The sequence below is a fragment of the Rhizobium sp. AN68 genome, from assembly GCF_030758035.1.
Classification (GTDB): Bacteria; Pseudomonadota; Alphaproteobacteria; order Rhizobiales; family Rhizobiaceae; genus Agrobacterium; species Agrobacterium tumefaciens.
Map to the genome: position 1 here is coordinate 408925 of NZ_JARWMI010000003.1, position 14528 is coordinate 423452.

General features: G+C 59.2%; 14 protein-coding genes. 13 read left to right on the top strand and 1 reads right to left on the bottom strand.

Annotation, left to right across the window (positions count from 1 at the left end):
- Positions 1-80: 80 nt before the first annotated feature.
- Entirely contained in the window at positions 81-458 is a 378-nt protein-coding gene (locus RBH71_RS15000; RefSeq protein WP_003514995.1) for a hypothetical protein, read from the bottom strand.
- A 516-nt stretch (positions 459-974) separates the two neighbouring features.
- Between RBH71_RS15000 and RBH71_RS15005 the strand changes: the two genes are divergently transcribed.
- From RBH71_RS15005 to RBH71_RS15065, 13 genes are all read left to right on the top strand, one after another.
- Positions 975-2570, top strand: coding sequence for a methyl-accepting chemotaxis protein (locus tag RBH71_RS15005; RefSeq protein WP_244420493.1), 1596 nt, complete (start codon positions 975-977; stop codon positions 2568-2570).
- The gene (locus tag RBH71_RS15010) at positions 2570-2869 is read left to right on the top strand and encodes an STAS domain-containing protein (RefSeq protein WP_003514997.1); all 300 of its coding nucleotides are present in this window, start codon (positions 2570-2572) and stop codon (positions 2867-2869) included. Before RBH71_RS15005 ends, RBH71_RS15010 begins: the two co-directional genes overlap by 1 nt.
- Complete coding sequence (gene cheY1 / locus RBH71_RS15015; protein ID WP_003493773.1) at positions 2866-3231, top strand: chemotaxis response regulator CheY1; 366 nt, start codon at positions 2866-2868, stop codon at positions 3229-3231. The genes RBH71_RS15010 and cheY1 overlap by 4 nt, the downstream gene beginning before the upstream one ends.
- A gap of 16 nt (positions 3232-3247) precedes the next feature.
- The gene (locus tag RBH71_RS15020; protein WP_003514998.1) at positions 3248-5515 is read left to right on the top strand and encodes a chemotaxis protein CheA; all 2268 of its coding nucleotides are present in this window, start codon (positions 3248-3250) and stop codon (positions 5513-5515) included.
- A gap of 13 nt (positions 5516-5528) precedes the next feature.
- Positions 5529-6437 carry a protein-glutamate O-methyltransferase CheR gene (gene cheR, locus RBH71_RS15025; RefSeq protein ID WP_003515000.1) on the top strand — a complete coding sequence of 303 codons (909 nt, stop codon included), beginning with the start codon at positions 5529-5531 and terminating at the stop codon, positions 6435-6437.
- Entirely contained in the window at positions 6434-7489 is a 1056-nt protein-coding gene (cheB, locus tag RBH71_RS15030; RefSeq protein WP_003515006.1) for a protein-glutamate O-methylesterase CheB, read from the top strand. The genes cheR and cheB overlap by 4 nt, the downstream gene beginning before the upstream one ends.
- Positions 7489-7878 carry a chemotaxis response regulator CheY2 gene (gene cheY2 / locus RBH71_RS15035; RefSeq protein ID WP_003515008.1) on the top strand — a complete coding sequence of 130 codons (390 nt, stop codon included), beginning with the start codon at positions 7489-7491 and terminating at the stop codon, positions 7876-7878. Before cheB ends, cheY2 begins: the two co-directional genes overlap by 1 nt.
- Positions 7875-8420 carry a chemoreceptor glutamine deamidase CheD gene (gene cheD, locus RBH71_RS15040; RefSeq protein WP_003515010.1) on the top strand — a complete coding sequence of 182 codons (546 nt, stop codon included), beginning with the start codon at positions 7875-7877 and terminating at the stop codon, positions 8418-8420. The genes cheY2 and cheD overlap by 4 nt, the downstream gene beginning before the upstream one ends.
- A 14-nt stretch (positions 8421-8434) precedes the next feature.
- Positions 8435-8818, top strand: coding sequence for a chemotaxis protein CheT (cheT, locus tag RBH71_RS15045; RefSeq protein ID WP_003515012.1), 384 nt, complete (start codon positions 8435-8437; stop codon positions 8816-8818).
- A 131-nt stretch (positions 8819-8949) separates the two neighbouring features.
- Positions 8950-10632: a flagellar basal-body MS-ring/collar protein FliF gene (fliF, locus tag RBH71_RS15050; protein ID WP_003515013.1), complete on the top strand. Its 1683-nt coding sequence runs from the start codon at positions 8950-8952 to the stop codon at positions 10630-10632.
- A 371-nt stretch (positions 10633-11003) separates the two neighbouring features.
- Complete coding sequence (gene visN / locus RBH71_RS15055; protein ID WP_003515014.1) at positions 11004-11735, top strand: transcriptional regulator VisN; 732 nt, start codon at positions 11004-11006, stop codon at positions 11733-11735.
- A 58-nt stretch (positions 11736-11793) separates the two neighbouring features.
- Positions 11794-12495, top strand: a complete 702-nt coding sequence (gene visR, locus RBH71_RS15060) for a transcriptional regulator VisR (protein WP_003515015.1) — start codon at positions 11794-11796, stop codon at positions 12493-12495.
- A 149-nt stretch (positions 12496-12644) separates the two neighbouring features.
- Entirely contained in the window at positions 12645-14492 is a 1848-nt protein-coding gene (locus RBH71_RS15065) for a methyl-accepting chemotaxis protein (RefSeq protein ID WP_003515028.1), read from the top strand.
- Positions 14493-14528 lie beyond the last annotated feature (36 nt).

Sequence of the window (14528 nt, forward strand, 5' to 3'; positions counted from 1 at the left end):
TTGGAGCCTACGGCGGGTTTCCGACGACTCCGATCCCTCAAGGTTCGCAAGGAACCGAATGATGAGGACCGCCGGAATGACTAAGAGATAATATGCGGAGGTGCTCTTGGAACCACGTTCGCAAAGTCTCGGAAAGTTTGTGGCGCGATGGCAACAGGCGTGACGGCCGGTTTGGCGTCAGCCACGATCCGCAGGATGGTCGAGGGAAAACCGACGGGGCGAAGCCCCGAAGCACCGTTGTGAGCCTTGCAGCCGTGATCGTCGCCGGTGGTGCAGTCCTTATCGCGAAGCGAGGGGGAGTGGCTTAGGTCAGCCGTCTGCAATCGTTCCAGACGGCTGGTCTTTGAGATTGCCTTGATGCCGGATGGCGCCTGAAAGCCGATGATGACGAGCAGGCTCGCAACCACAAGACCGATCAACACTTGCGGATGGCGCCTTGAACAGCGGCATTTCTCCATCCGTAACAAGTTGGCGTCTCCTTGATCGTAAAGGTCTCTCTAAAGCATCACCGCTGAGCGAATATCCCGTTGATTTGTTTTAGGGGAAGGCGGACACGCTTGTCCAGCGCACAGGCTGGAAAAACCGCCCGTCGCGTCCGATTCCTTTTCGTTTTTGCCCGTTTGCGGCAAAGTAGGGGCGACAACGGCTAAAAGCTTTTACAAATTTTACCGTTTGACGCCGGTGCTGATGTTTCTTAACTTTCAAGCAAGGAATTAACCATAAAGATTGATGGTATTTCCACGGCGGAATGGGGTTATCTCCCCTTCCAGGCATGACGCCGCACTGCCGTACCGGGCCCGATCCGGTATTTCGTTTCTTGGTTCAAGAAGGTCAGGCAAGCGTCGATGCCGCATCGTCCGCGATGGGTATGTTCGTTCAAAAATCCCCCTTAAGGGTGCTGGCGTTCTGAACCTTGCCATTTGGCCGGGTTTTACCGGCCGTCATATTATTGGGGTCGTCGGTTGGGGCAGGACTTGCCATCAGAACAAGCGCGGAGATCGGCAGGCGCAAGCCTGGCGGGGCGGTTGCGCTTTGCCGGCCTCGACGAGACGCAATCCGATTTCCTGCGCAATTATCGCAGTATGCTGGAGCCTTACGTTAAGGCTGGCCTGCGCGATGTGATGAACCGTTTCCAGTCTATGCCGGACTGTTCGCCGTCTTTCGAAAGCGAAAACCAGCTCGACCGCCTGCACGATTTGCAATCCTCGCACTGGAGCGTGCTGACCGATGCGCGTTTCGATGGGCTTTATGCCGAACGGGTGAAAGTGCTTTCCGACAATGCCGGTCGCATGGGTCTCGATCCTCGCTGGCAGATCGCCAGCCATGCCGTCGTTTTGGAAAATCTTCTTGGTGGTCTGGTGACTGAGCACGCGCCGCGCTCCATCCTGCCCGGCAACCGCAAAAAGAGCCGCGAACTGGCGGAAGCCGTCAAGAACGTCGTCCGTCTGGTGATGGTCGATACCGAGATTGCCGTATCGTTGCGCTTCAATGAATTGCGCCTGCGCCATGGCCGGGAACTGGCAGAACAGCGTGACAATGACCGCTCTGAAGCTGCAAGGTTGCTGGGCGAAGCGTTGACGGCATTTGCCGCAGGCGATTTGCAGGCCCGCATCGGCGGCGACGTGCCCGACGCCTACCGCGACGTTGCTGCCACTTTCAATGCGGCACTCGAGACGATTGGCGCGTCACTGACATCGGCGCAAAACAGCATCGGCGAAGCCGAGGCGCTGAGCGCACGGTTTGCCGACATTGGCCGTTCAATGGCGGAGCGCTCCCGCCAGCAGGCCGCGGCCCTTGCCGAGACCTCCCGTGCGATCCAGACGATGATCGGGGATGTGGCCGAAAACGGCGCCCGCATTTCGGCGGCGGAGACGGCGGTTTCCCATGCCCGTGAGGCGGCGGTCGAAAGCGGCAAGGCAATCGGCGAGGCGATAAACGCCATGTCGGATATCGAGCAATCCGCCGAGCAGATCGGACGGATCATCGGCACGATTGACGAGATCGCTTTCCAGACGAACCTTCTCGCCCTCAACGCCGGCATCGAGGCAGCACGCGCCGGTGACAGCGGACGCGGTTTTGCCGTTGTCGCGCAGGAGGTCCGGGCATTGGCCCAGCGTTCCGCAGACGCTGCAAGAGAGATCAAAAGCCTCGTTGGCTCCACGAAAAAGCAGGTCGAAGGCGGCGTGCACATGGTCAACCGCACGCAGGACGCAATCGGCGGTGTTGTCCGGCAGGTATCCGGCATCAACGACATGATCACCGAGGTCTCCCGGCACGCGGCAGAGCACGCCGGCGAATTGCAATCAGTCGCTGCCGACATCGGTGAACAGCAAAGACAGGCAGACCGGAACCTTGCCGATATGGGCAATGGCTCCTCGGAGGCCGATACGCTTCACACTGTCATTCTGGAACTCGGCCGCACCATTCGCGAATTCCGCATTGCCCGTCAGGGACAGGCGGCAGCTGTCGCCGCTACGGCTCGGCAGGACACATCATTTGTGGCCCGTGCGGATAACCGCACGGATTACGGCCAGGATTACCAACAATTCAGACGCCAAGGAGTCATGTAATGGCAGCCAGAAAAGCAGCTGAGGCGACGCTGAGACTGTCACCGGTGCTGGATCTCAACGAGGCATCGGCGCTGCACGGCAAGCTGATGACGCTGAGAGGAGCACCTTTGTCGGTGGATGCGTCCGAGGTGGAACGTATCGGTGCGCTTTGCGCCCAGGTCCTGATGGCCGGTGCGAAGTCCTGGGAAGAGGACGGCAAGCCGTTCGGTTTTGCCAGAGTGTCCGATGCATTCGACAAGACCATGAAACTGATAGGCGTCGAAATCGATCATTTGCTCCTGAAGGAGATCAAGAAGTGAAGAAAAAAGTTCTTACTGTGGATGATTCCAGAACGATCAGGAACATGCTCCTGGTCACGCTCAACAATGCCGGTTTCGAGACAATTCAGGCCGAAGACGGCATTGAGGGTCTCGAAGTGCTGGAGCAGAGCAACCCCGACGTCATCGTGACCGATATCAACATGCCCCGTCTTGACGGTTTCGGCTTCATCGAGGGTGTGCGTCGCAACGAGAAGTACCGGGCCATACCGATCCTCGTTCTGACGACCGAAAGCGACGCAGAGAAGAAGAACCGCGCCCGTCAGGCCGGTGCGACCGGCTGGATCGTCAAGCCGTTCGATCCTGCGAAGCTCATCGATGCCATTGAACGCGTAACTGCCTGATACGGGACATTTCACGATGGATATGAACGAAATCAAGGAAATCTTTTTCCAGGAATGCGAGGAACAACTCGCGGAACTGGAATCGGGGCTTCTTAAATTGAATGACGGTGACCGTGATCCGGAAACCGTCAACGCCGTTTTCCGTGCCGTTCATTCCATCAAGGGCGGGGCGGGTGCCTTCGGTCTGGATGATCTCGTGGCCTTCGCCCACGTTTTTGAAACGACCCTCGACTGCGTTCGCTCCAACAAGCTGGAACCGACACAGGACGTCCTGAAAGTCATGCTGCGTTCCGCCGACGTGCTGGCGGACCTGACCAATGCGGCGAGAGACGGCGGCAGCGTCGACGAAAGCCGCACCCGTGGCCTCGTCAAGGAACTGGAAGCCCTGGCCAACGGCGAAACCGTCCACGCATCCGCGCCGGTGGCAGCGCCGGTTGTCGCAAAGATGCCGGAACCCGTTGCGCCCAAGCCGACAGACGATAGCGGTTTCGAGCCGATCCCGTTCTCCTTCTCGGACTTTGCCGATGAAACGACGCCGTTGATGGAGACGCCGTCTTTCCAGATAACCTTCAAGCCGCACGCATCGCTTTATTCGAAAGGCAATGAAGCAGCCCTTCTCCTGCGCGATCTCTCGCGCATCGGTGAGATGAGCGTCAATTGCGACCTGTCGGAACTGCCCTCGCTCGACAAGCTCGATCCAGAAGCGTCCTATTTCTCCTGGACGGTTTTGATCTCGACCGACAAGGGTGAAGAGGGAATCCGCAGCGTCTTCGAATTCGCCGAATGGGATTGCGATCTCGAAATCATCCCGATTCTTTCGGAAACTGCCGCGGATGCGGAAGAGCTGCCGATGATCCCGGTTCCGTTCGACCTGTCGGCTCTCGACGGCGATGCGGAAGGGGAACCGGCCGTTGTGACCGCCGGGGCCGAAGAGCCTTACGTTGCCGCAGTCGTCGAGGCTGCCGTCGCAACGACGCAGATCGCCCAGAGCGTCAACGCCGCCATCGAAAAGCGTGAGGCTGCGGCAGCGCCGGCCGCAGCGCAGGCGAATGCCAATGCCGCGGCCAATGCAAGTGCCGGCCAGACCATCCGTGTCGATCTCGACCGTGTTGACCGCCTGATCAACCTCGTCGGCGAGCTTGTCATCAATCAGGCGATGCTGTCGCAGAGCGTCATCGAAAACGATGCGAGCGGCACGTCTGCCGTCAACATGGGTCTCGACGAACTCCAGCAATTGACGCGCGAAATCCAGGACAGCGTCATGGCGATCCGTGCGCAGCCGGTGAAGCCTGTCTTCCAGCGCATGTCGCGTATCGTTCGCGAAGTTGCCGACATGATCGGCAAGCAGATCCGCCTCGTTACCGAAGGCGAGAACACGGAAGTCGACAAGACGGTCATCGACAAGCTGGCCGAACCCCTGACGCACATGATCCGCAATGCGGTGGACCACGGCATCGAAACGCCGGAAAAACGCGAAGCCGCTGGCAAGAACCCGGAAGGCACCATCAAGCTTTCGGCCAAGCACCGGTCGGGCCGCATCCTGATCGAGCTTCAGGACGACGGCGCGGGCATCAACCGCGAGCGCGTTCGCCAGAAGGCGATCGACAACGATCTCATCGCTGCCGATGCGAACCTCACGGATGAGGAGATCGACAATCTGATCTTCGCGCCGGGCTTCTCCACCGCGGACAAGATTTCCGACATTTCCGGCCGTGGCGTCGGCATGGATGTGGTCAAGCGTTCCATTCAGGCGCTCGGCGGCCGCATCAACATCTCCTCGCGCCCCGGTCTTGGCTCGACCTTCACCATGAGCCTGCCGCTGACGCTTGCCGTTCTCGACGGCATGGTGGTAACCGTGGCCGGCCAGACGCTTGTCGTTCCGTTGACGGCAATCGTGGAAACCCTGCAGCCGGAAGCGAAGAACATTCACTCCTTCGGCGCCAACCAGCGGCTGATTTCCATCCGCAACTCTTTCTGCCCGCTGGTCGACGTGGGACGCGTTCTGAACTTCCGTCCGACCCAGGCCGATCCTGTGGAAGGCGTGGCGCTTCTGGTGGAATCGGAAGGCGGCGGCCAGCGCGCCCTGATGGTCGATGCGATCCAGGGCCAGCGCCAGGTCGTCATCAAGTCTTTGGAAGCCAACTATACCCATGTTCCAGGCATTGCCGCCGCCACCATTCTGGGTGACGGACGCGTTGCGCTCATTCTGGATGTCGACGCCATCGTCAGCGCTTCGCGCGGGCAGCCACTGAAACAGGAAATGTCACTCGCGGCGACGGGTTGAAGGCGGATATCCAATGGCAGCACTTAATCTCAGCGATCAGCGACAGTCTCCCGATGACGTTCTTGCCAGCGGCGAATATCCGCTGACGAGACGCGATTTGTCGGAGATCGCTGCGATGATCTACGCGGATGCGGGCATCTATCTCAACGACACCAAGGCGTCGCTGGTCTATTCGCGCTTGTCCAAGCATATCCGCAATCTCGGACTGGCCGGGTTTCGGGAATATTGCGCACTGGTGTCATCGCCCGATGGAGCGGCTGCGCGCCGCGAAATGCTGTCGCACCTGACGACGAATTTCACGCGCTTCTTCCGCGAGAACCACCATTTCGAACACCTGCGCGACGAGGTCCTGCCGGGCCTCATTGCAAGGGCAAAGACCGGCGGACGCGTCCGCATCTGGTCGGCCGCCTGTTCCGACGGGCAGGAGCCCTATTCGATTGCGCTCACCGTGCTCGCCATGTTTCCCAATGCGGCGGACTACGATTTCAAGATCCTGGCGACGGACATCGATCCGAAGATCCTGGCGCAGGCCCGTGCAGGCGTTTACGATGACAACGCTCTCGAAACCGTGTCTCCCGCGATGCGCAAGCAATGGTTCACGGAAGTTGATGTCGGCGGTCGCCGCAAGTTCCGCATCGATGACAAGGTCAAGCGCCTCATCACCTTCAATGAACTGAACCTGATGACACAATGGCCCTTCAAGGGCAATTTCGACGTCATCTTCTGCCGCAACGTCGTCATCTATTTCGACGAGCCGACCCAGATGCGTATCTGGACGCGTTTTGCAGGCCTGCTGCCGGAAGGCGGTCATCTTTACATCGGCCATTCCGAAAGAGTGTCCGGCGACGCCAAGAACCTGTTCGACAATACCGGCATCACCACCTACCGCTACATTGGTCACACGTCCGGGAGGAAGGCATGAGCGCACTCGCACGGGTCCTCGTCGTCGATGATTCCCCTACCATGCGTGGCCTGATTTCCGCCGTCCTCAAGGCCGATCCGGAGGTCGAGGTGGTTGGGCAGGCCGGCAATGCCATGGAAGCGCGCGCCGCCATCAAGCAGCTCAATCCCGATGTCGTGACGCTCGACATCGAGATGCCGGAAATGAACGGCCTCGAGTTTCTCGAAAAGATCATGCGACTGCGGCCGATGCCGGTCATCATGGTCTCGTCCCTGACGCACCGCGGCGCGGATGCCTCGCTCGCCGCGCTTGAAATCGGTGCTTTCGACTGTGTCGGCAAGCCGGCTCCAGGCGATGCGCGCCCCTTCGGCGACTTGGCCGACAAGGTCAAGGCCGCCGCACGGTCGCAACACGCAGCTTACCGCGCGGCGCGCCCGGAACTCGTTGTCGCAGCCCAGCCGACCCCGGTCAGCGATTATCGTGCCGGCCGCAAAGTCGTCGCCATCGGCTCCTCCACCGGCGGTGTCGAGGCACTGATTGCCGTGCTCCAGAAGTTTCCGGCCAATTGTCCGCCGACGGTCATCACCCAGCACATGCCGCCGACTTTCACCAAGAGTTTCGCGGAACGGCTGAACCGCATCTGCGCACCCGTCGTGGAAGAGGCGACGGATGGGGCGCGCCTGCAGACCGGCAAGATCTACCTTGCGCCGGGCGGTGAACGCCATTTGCAGATTTCCAATCGTAACGCGCCCTGCTGCCGGCTTATCGAGCGCGATCCCGTCAACGGCCATCGCCCTTCAGTTGATGTGCTGTTCGATTCGGTCGCCGAGCTTGCCGGACGCAACGCCGTCGGCGTCATTCTCACCGGCATGGGCCGCGATGGCGCGGCCGGGCTGCTGAAAATGCGGCATGCCGGTGCGCGAACCGTCGGCCAGAACGAAAAAACATGTGTCGTTTACGGCATGCCCAGAGTGGCCTTTGAACTTGGCGCCGTTGAACTGCAATTGCCGCTGGCCTCAATCGGCGAAGAAATCCTGAAACTAACCACTGCCCGCAAAGAAGGTGCTGACTAATGTCTCTCGCAGAAAAGATCAAAGTTCTGATCGTCGACGATCAGGTGACCAGCCGGCTGCTGCTCAGCGATGCGCTGACACAGCTCGGCTTCAAGCAGATCACTGCCGCTGGCGACGGCGAGCAGGGATTGAAGATCATGGAGCAGCAGCCCCATCATCTCGTTATCTCCGACTTCAACATGCCCAAGATGGACGGCCTCGGTTTCCTGCACGCCGTGCGGGCCAACCCGACCCTCAAAAAGGCGGCCTTCATCATCCTCACCGCACAGGGCGACCGTGCGCTGGTGCAGAAGGCAGCGCAGCTCGGCGCAAACAACGTGCTGGCCAAGCCCTTCACCATCGACAAGATGCGCGCAGCCATCGAAGCGGTTTTCGGATCGCTGAAATGATTGAAGCTGCGGCCAAGCGCGTACATATCATTCAGGGCGAGTACAAGGTTGTCAGCGATCCCGACGTGGTCATGACGACGATACTCGGTTCGTGCGTGGCCGCCTGTCTGAGAGACCCCGTTGCCGGCATTGGAGGAATGAACCACTTCCTGCTGCCGGGAACGGGCAACGTGACCGGTGGGGATGCGACGCGTTATGGCGTGCATCTTATGGAACTGCTGATCAACGGTCTTCTGAAGAAGGGCGCACGCCGCGACCGGCTGGAGGCGAAAGTTTTCGGCGGCGCAAAAACGATTGCCAGCTTCTCCAATGTCGGTGAGCAGAACGCCATCTTTGCCATGCAGTTTCTGAAGGATGAAGGCATACCGGTCATCAGCTCCTCCACGGGCGGGGATCATGGCCGCAAGATCGAGTTCTGGCCGGTTTCGGGCCGTGCACGACAGCATCCGCTGAGCGGCGCGGAAACCCAGAAGACGGTCGCCATGGAAACGCGTCCGGTGCCGGCCCCCAAGCCCGTCGCCAACGACATCGAATTTTTCTAGTCACGGAGTTTCCAATGCAGATTGCAAACAACACCGGCACCACTCCGTTCGAAGAAGCCTTGCCCGACGTTCTGATGCGCGTGGTATCGGAACTGCACGATGTCGCCTATCTGATCGAGCGCATCGAGCCGCAACTGCTGGAAGCGACAAGCGGCGAATTGTCCAGCGATGGCGTCAAGCTCTTGCAAGGCATCGACCTTGCCGTCCAGAAAACCCGCGGCCTTGCCGAGTTCATCGATACCGTCACCGGCTCTATTCCCGGTGATTGGATCGTGGATGTCTCGACCGCGCTCAGCCTCGTCAAGCTGGCCGAAATGCAAAAGGCGCTGGGCGCAGCCATCCGCCACGGCCATTCGCAGCCGCTGGACAAGGTCGCCGGAGACTTCGATCTGTTCTAGACAGCATTCATCTGGCGGTTCCCTTCCTTTCGCGGATTGCGGATAAAGGCAACGCTCGCGCAAGCTTCGCACCCTATTGTCATTACGGGGCCAAAAGGTCTCGGACTCTATGAATGACGGTGCGGAACAGAATGAATCTGTTAAATCAAATCCCTCAGGTCTTGAAGAATTTCGCGGCGCTGGGTCAGACACGGTTGTTGATGCTGGGCGGCGTGGGCATTTTGTCCATGGCCATTATCCTTGCAGCAGCACTTTACGTGAACCGTCCCGCTTACGAGACCCTTTATGTGGGACTTGAAAAAAGCGACCTCAACAAGATCAGCATTGCACTCGCCGAAGCGGGGCTGGACTTTCAGGTTGGAACGGATGGCGCCAGCCTCCAGGTTCCGGTCGGCCTCACCAGCAAGGCAAGGCTGCTTCTGGCCGAGCGCGGCCTGCCTGACAGTGCCAATGCCGGTTATGAGCTTTTCGACAATGTCGGTTCTCTCGGCCTGACTTCCTTCATGCAGGAAGTGACCCGGGTTCGCGCGCTTGAGGGTGAGATCAGCCGCTCCATTCAGCAGATCGACGGAATTGCGGCCGCACGCGTCCATATCGTCATGCCGGATGTCGGTAATTTCCGCCGCGGTGAGCAGAAGCCCACCGCATCGGTCATGATTCGAGCCAATGCCACCGCCGGGCGCAAGGCGTCCGCTTCCATCCGTCATCTCGTCGCCTCGGCCGTTCCCGGCCTTGAAGTCGATGACGTGACGCTGCTCGATTCCACCGGCCAGCTCCTCGCTTCCGGTGACGACGTCACCAACGCAGCCATGAACCGCTCGCTGACGCTGGCGCAGAACGTTCAGCAGGAAATCACCACCAATATCGACAAGGCGCTGGCGCCTTTCCTCGGCATGGACAATTTCCGCTCCAGCGTGACGGCGCAGCTCAATACCGACAGCCGGCAGATTCAGGAAACCGTCTACGATCCGGAATCGCGCGTCGAGCGCTCCGTCCGCACCGTTAAGGAAGACCAGAAGTCCCAGGAAACGCAGCCCGATACGGCCGCGACCGTGGAACAGAACGTACCGCAGGCAGCGCCCCAGGGCGGCGCAGGTGGCCCGCAGTCTTCCGACCAGTCTGCCAAGAAGGAAGAGCAGACCAACTACGAAATCAATTCCAAAACGGTCGCCACCGTCAAGAATGGCTATACCGTCGAAAAGATTTCGGTCGCCGTGGTCGTCAACAAGGGTCGCATCGCCAAGATGGTCGGCGAACCCGTCGACCAGGCCAAGATCGACGCCTATCTTGCCGAAATGCAGAAGATCGTCACCTCGGCTGCGGGGGTTTCCTCCGATCGCGGCGATATCGTCACGCTGACGGCGATGGACTTCCTCGAAACGCAGCTGCTCGACGAAGCCGCAAGCGGGCCGGGCATCATGGAAGTGCTCAGCCGCAATTCGGCAGGCATCATCAACTCGCTCGCCTTCGTCGCTGTTGCTTTCCTCGTCGTCTGGCTCGGTGTACGTCCTCTGGTTCGTACGGTCACTGGCAACGGCGCGGCAGCAGGCCAGATCAGCCAGGAGACCGCAGGCCTCGAATTGCCGGATTTCTCTCCCGGCATGGATGCGGGTGCTGGTGGTCTCATGGAAGGGTTTGGGGCGGATTTCGGCTTCGACAGCACCGACGATCTTCTGGCGGGCGGCGACAGCGAAGGCACCTTCAACCGCCGGGTTCGCGAAGGACCCGAGCGCAGGCTCTCCCGCATGGTGGAAATCAGCGAAGAACGCGCAGCCAAGATACTTCGCAAATGGGCAGTGGAAAAAGCTGCATGATTTGAAAAAGGCCGGGGTTATCCCGGCCTTTTGCGCATTTCCGGGTTCTTTGGTATCTTAGCGCCGCGCGCCGTCGCATTCCCGCTTTGGGACACTGTTTACAAAAAATTCAGCAACGATACAGTTTGCTGGGAATAGGCTGAGAATGCCGTTTATGGATTGGTCAGCTTTTCAGTATGTTTTTTAGGAATAGACGAACAAGGAAATACGTGGAAAGGCTGGTGTCAGGTAATGGCAAATCCCAGTCCGTTCCATAAAATGAAGTGATTCGGTCTCCGGGGGCTCACCATCCCATTTTGGTAAGCTTCTCGAATGGAATGATTCCATCCCGAGGTATAATCTCCCCATTGGGAGCAAGAGGGCGTAGGCGATTGAAAGTCGATGTTGATATCCGCAGGCTGTCTGCCAAGCCTATGGAGGGCATGGGTAAGCCCTTGCCACGCGACCAGCTTGCCAAGAACGTCGCAGCCTCGGCCGCTGCCGGCAACGTTTCAGGCGCGCTGGATCTGCTCGTAACCTACGCCGGCGCCTCGCATTATCTGCTGGCGCGGGAGGATCTTCTCGAAGAAACCGGACTGAAATTCATCATCACATCCGACTGGCCTTTCGATCTGGTGCGCAGGCTTGGTGCCGAACTCGCCAACAGCCAGAACAGATCGAGCGAAATGGAAAAGTGCCTTTCGCTTCTGCAGCCGCGATTGCTTGTTCTTCCGGACGACGTTTCTGTCCCTTTCGGCATCGACCGGCAATATTCGGCGCTTTCCTTCTGTGTGGGTCGCATTCGTCTTTCGCTTCTGCTGCTGTTTCCTGAACACTCGGTTCCTTCGCCGGATCGTCTGCGCGAAATCGCGCTTCTGACCGGCTATTGCGTCAGCTTCGGCATTGCCAGCGAAGCAAAGGCCGTGCGTGACATCGACCTCACAGAACGTGAGCTTGAGTGCCTGTTCTGGATCGCGGAAGGCAAGACAAGCGACGAAATTGCGATGATACTTGGCATTTCGCGCAATACGATCAATAATTACATTACAAGCGTGATGCGGAAAACCGCGACGAAAACCCGCTCGGAGGCAATCGCCTACGCCGTGCGCAACAACCTCGTATAGATGGTCGGGACCCATGGTACAGACGAAAGATAATGAGGGTACGAGTCAAAGCAGCGGTATGTTTTACCGCAGCCCTGTTGTGACAAGCCGGTCGGATCTGTTTCCGAAGCTGGTCGCCATGCAGAAACTGGTCGGCGCACGTAATTTCGTGGTGACGAAGGCTGCCGCCTCCGGCTTCCCCAACAAGAAGAAGCTGACCTGCGAGCTGGAGAACTGGGGCATGAATGCCGCCGAACAGAGCGCGCAGTTCATCCGCGCGGTCGGCGATATTCTTTTGGATCATATCGAGACATCGCTACTGCCGGTCATCTGGCGTAACAAGAATGCCGGCGGTTTTGCCGATCTTCCTGACGTGCCGGCTTTGATGCGCCGGATCGAGAACGATACATTGCCCTATGCGGGACTCGCTTTGCCGGTGCGGCTCGGCACGATCGGCAACGGCTACATCGTTTTCTGTGGCAGCAACCTCGTTCTCGACAACGAGGTCGTCATCGAACAGCACATTAAATGCTGCGAGATCATGGTCGATATGCTGGCGCTGGATGAGCGCAAGGTGGCACCGTCTGAAGCGTTGAGCGAAAGGGAAATCGCCTGTCTGCAACTGGCGGGTGATGGTCGTATCAGCGAAGAAATCGCGGTGAAGCTCGGGCTTTCGGTACACACCGTCAACGCCTATCTGGGTTCAGCGACGATCAAGCTCGATTCCGTCAACCGTATCCAGGCGATCGCAAAGGCCATCCGGCTCGGCTATATCCATTGATTGAGGGGGGCGGGCTTTCCCGTCCCTGTAAGCCGGCAGGCGCCGGCGCGGCTTGTGTAATCCACTCTAAAAGCTGCTATCGGTACTTCGCGTTTTTTTAACAGTTGCCAACTAGAACTTTTATAAGTTTGGTTTTGGGGAACTGTTTCATGCACAACCGGCTCTTTAAGTCCGTTGCGGGTAAGGTCGTCGTGCTGACGATCGGCCTGATTGCGCTCAGCGTCGCGGCAGTTGGTTTTTCGACATACATTCGCCTGAAGGACAATATCATCACCACTGCGCTGCGTGACACGCACAGCGCGATGCGCGGCATGGCGATCCTTTACGAGATGAAGGTCGGCGGTGTAGCCCTCGAAATGGTGGATGGAGAGCTCAAGAGTATCGGCCGCGCCAGCATCGGGACACTGCGCGACAATGATCTCGTCGACCGCACGGCTGCCGGTAATGGCGGCATCGCGACGGTTTTTGAAGCCAAGGCAGGCGATTATATTCGCATGACCACCAATCTGAAGAACGAAAAGGGCGAGAGAGCAGCGGGCACGAAGCTCGCCACCGACCATCCCGCTTTCGAAAAGGTCTCCAAGGGTGAGGGTTATTTCGGCGCCGCCACGCTTTTCGGCACCAATTACATGACCGGATACATGCCGGTTCTCAACAAGTCCGGAGCGACCGTCGGTATTCTTTTCGTGGGCGTTCCCATGGCCGTCTACGAAGCCCAGATTTTCGGCCTGCGCGACCTGATGCTGATCTGTGGCGCGCTCGCCATGGTCGGCGTGGGATTGCTCGCCTATTTCGTCATCCGGCGCACCCTGCAGCCTCTAGGCAAGCTTACCGATGCGGTTAAGTCCCTTTCGCACGGCAATCTCGATACGCCGATCCCCTATGCCACCAATACCAATGAATTCGGCAACATCGCCCGCGCTCTCGTGATATTTCGCGAGAATGCGCTTGAGAAACTCGCGATCGAGGGCAAAAGCGCCGAGGAACGGTCCGTGGCGGAATCGGAGCGTCACCGCAACGATGCCGAGAAGCAGGAGCTGGACGGCCAGATCGAATTCGCAGTTAGCGAGATCGCGTCCGGCCTCGGCAGGCTTTCGCGCGGTGATCTGAGCCGCACGATCGAGACACCCTTTAACGGCCGTCTGGATCGTCTGCGCACGGACTTCAACGAATCCCTTCTCAACCTGCGCGATGCGCTGGGGCAAATCCGCGAGCGCACCCTGGTCATCCAGCATAGCGGTTTTGAAATCGAGCAATCGTCGGTCGATCTGTCGAAGCGCACGGAGAATCAGGCGGCCTCGCTGGAAGAGACGGCAGCGGCTGTCGAGGAAATCACCGCAACGGTCAGATCGTCGGCCGAGCGGGCGCGTGAAGCCAACGAAGCCGTCCGCATCACCAAACAGAGCGCCGACAGTTCCGGTTCGGTCGTCAGCAATGCCGTGGACGCCATGGGCCGTATCGAAGACGCCTCGCGCAAGATCGAGCAGATCATCGAGGTCATCGATGACATCGCGTTCCAGACCAACCTTCTCGCCCTCAATGCCGGCATCGAGGCTGCGCGTGCGGGCGAGGCGGGCAAAGGTTTTGCGGTCGTGGCGCAGGAAGTGCGTGAACTTGCACAACGCTCCGCGGATGCGGCACGTGAAATCAAGCAGCTCATCAACCAGTCAACGCATGAGGTGAGCTCCGGATCGAAGCTGGTGCAGGAAGCGGGCACGGTTCTTTCAGCCATCAGCCATCAGATCGTCGCCGTCAGCCAGCATGTCGAAACCATCGCGACGGCGACGCAGGATCAGTCCTCCGCGCTCCACAACGTCAACGGGTCCGTCAACCAGATGGACCAGATGACCCAGCAGAACGCGGCTCTTGCCCAACAGTCGAGCGCAGCCAGCCGGGTGCTGTCGGGCGAAGTGGAAGCGTTGCTCGATCTGGTTCAGCGTTTTCAGATGGAGCAGGGCTCGGCGACCGGCCAGGATCGACTGAGCCGCGCAGCCTGACATTGGAATTTTTGAAAGTCGAAGAGCTCCCGGATC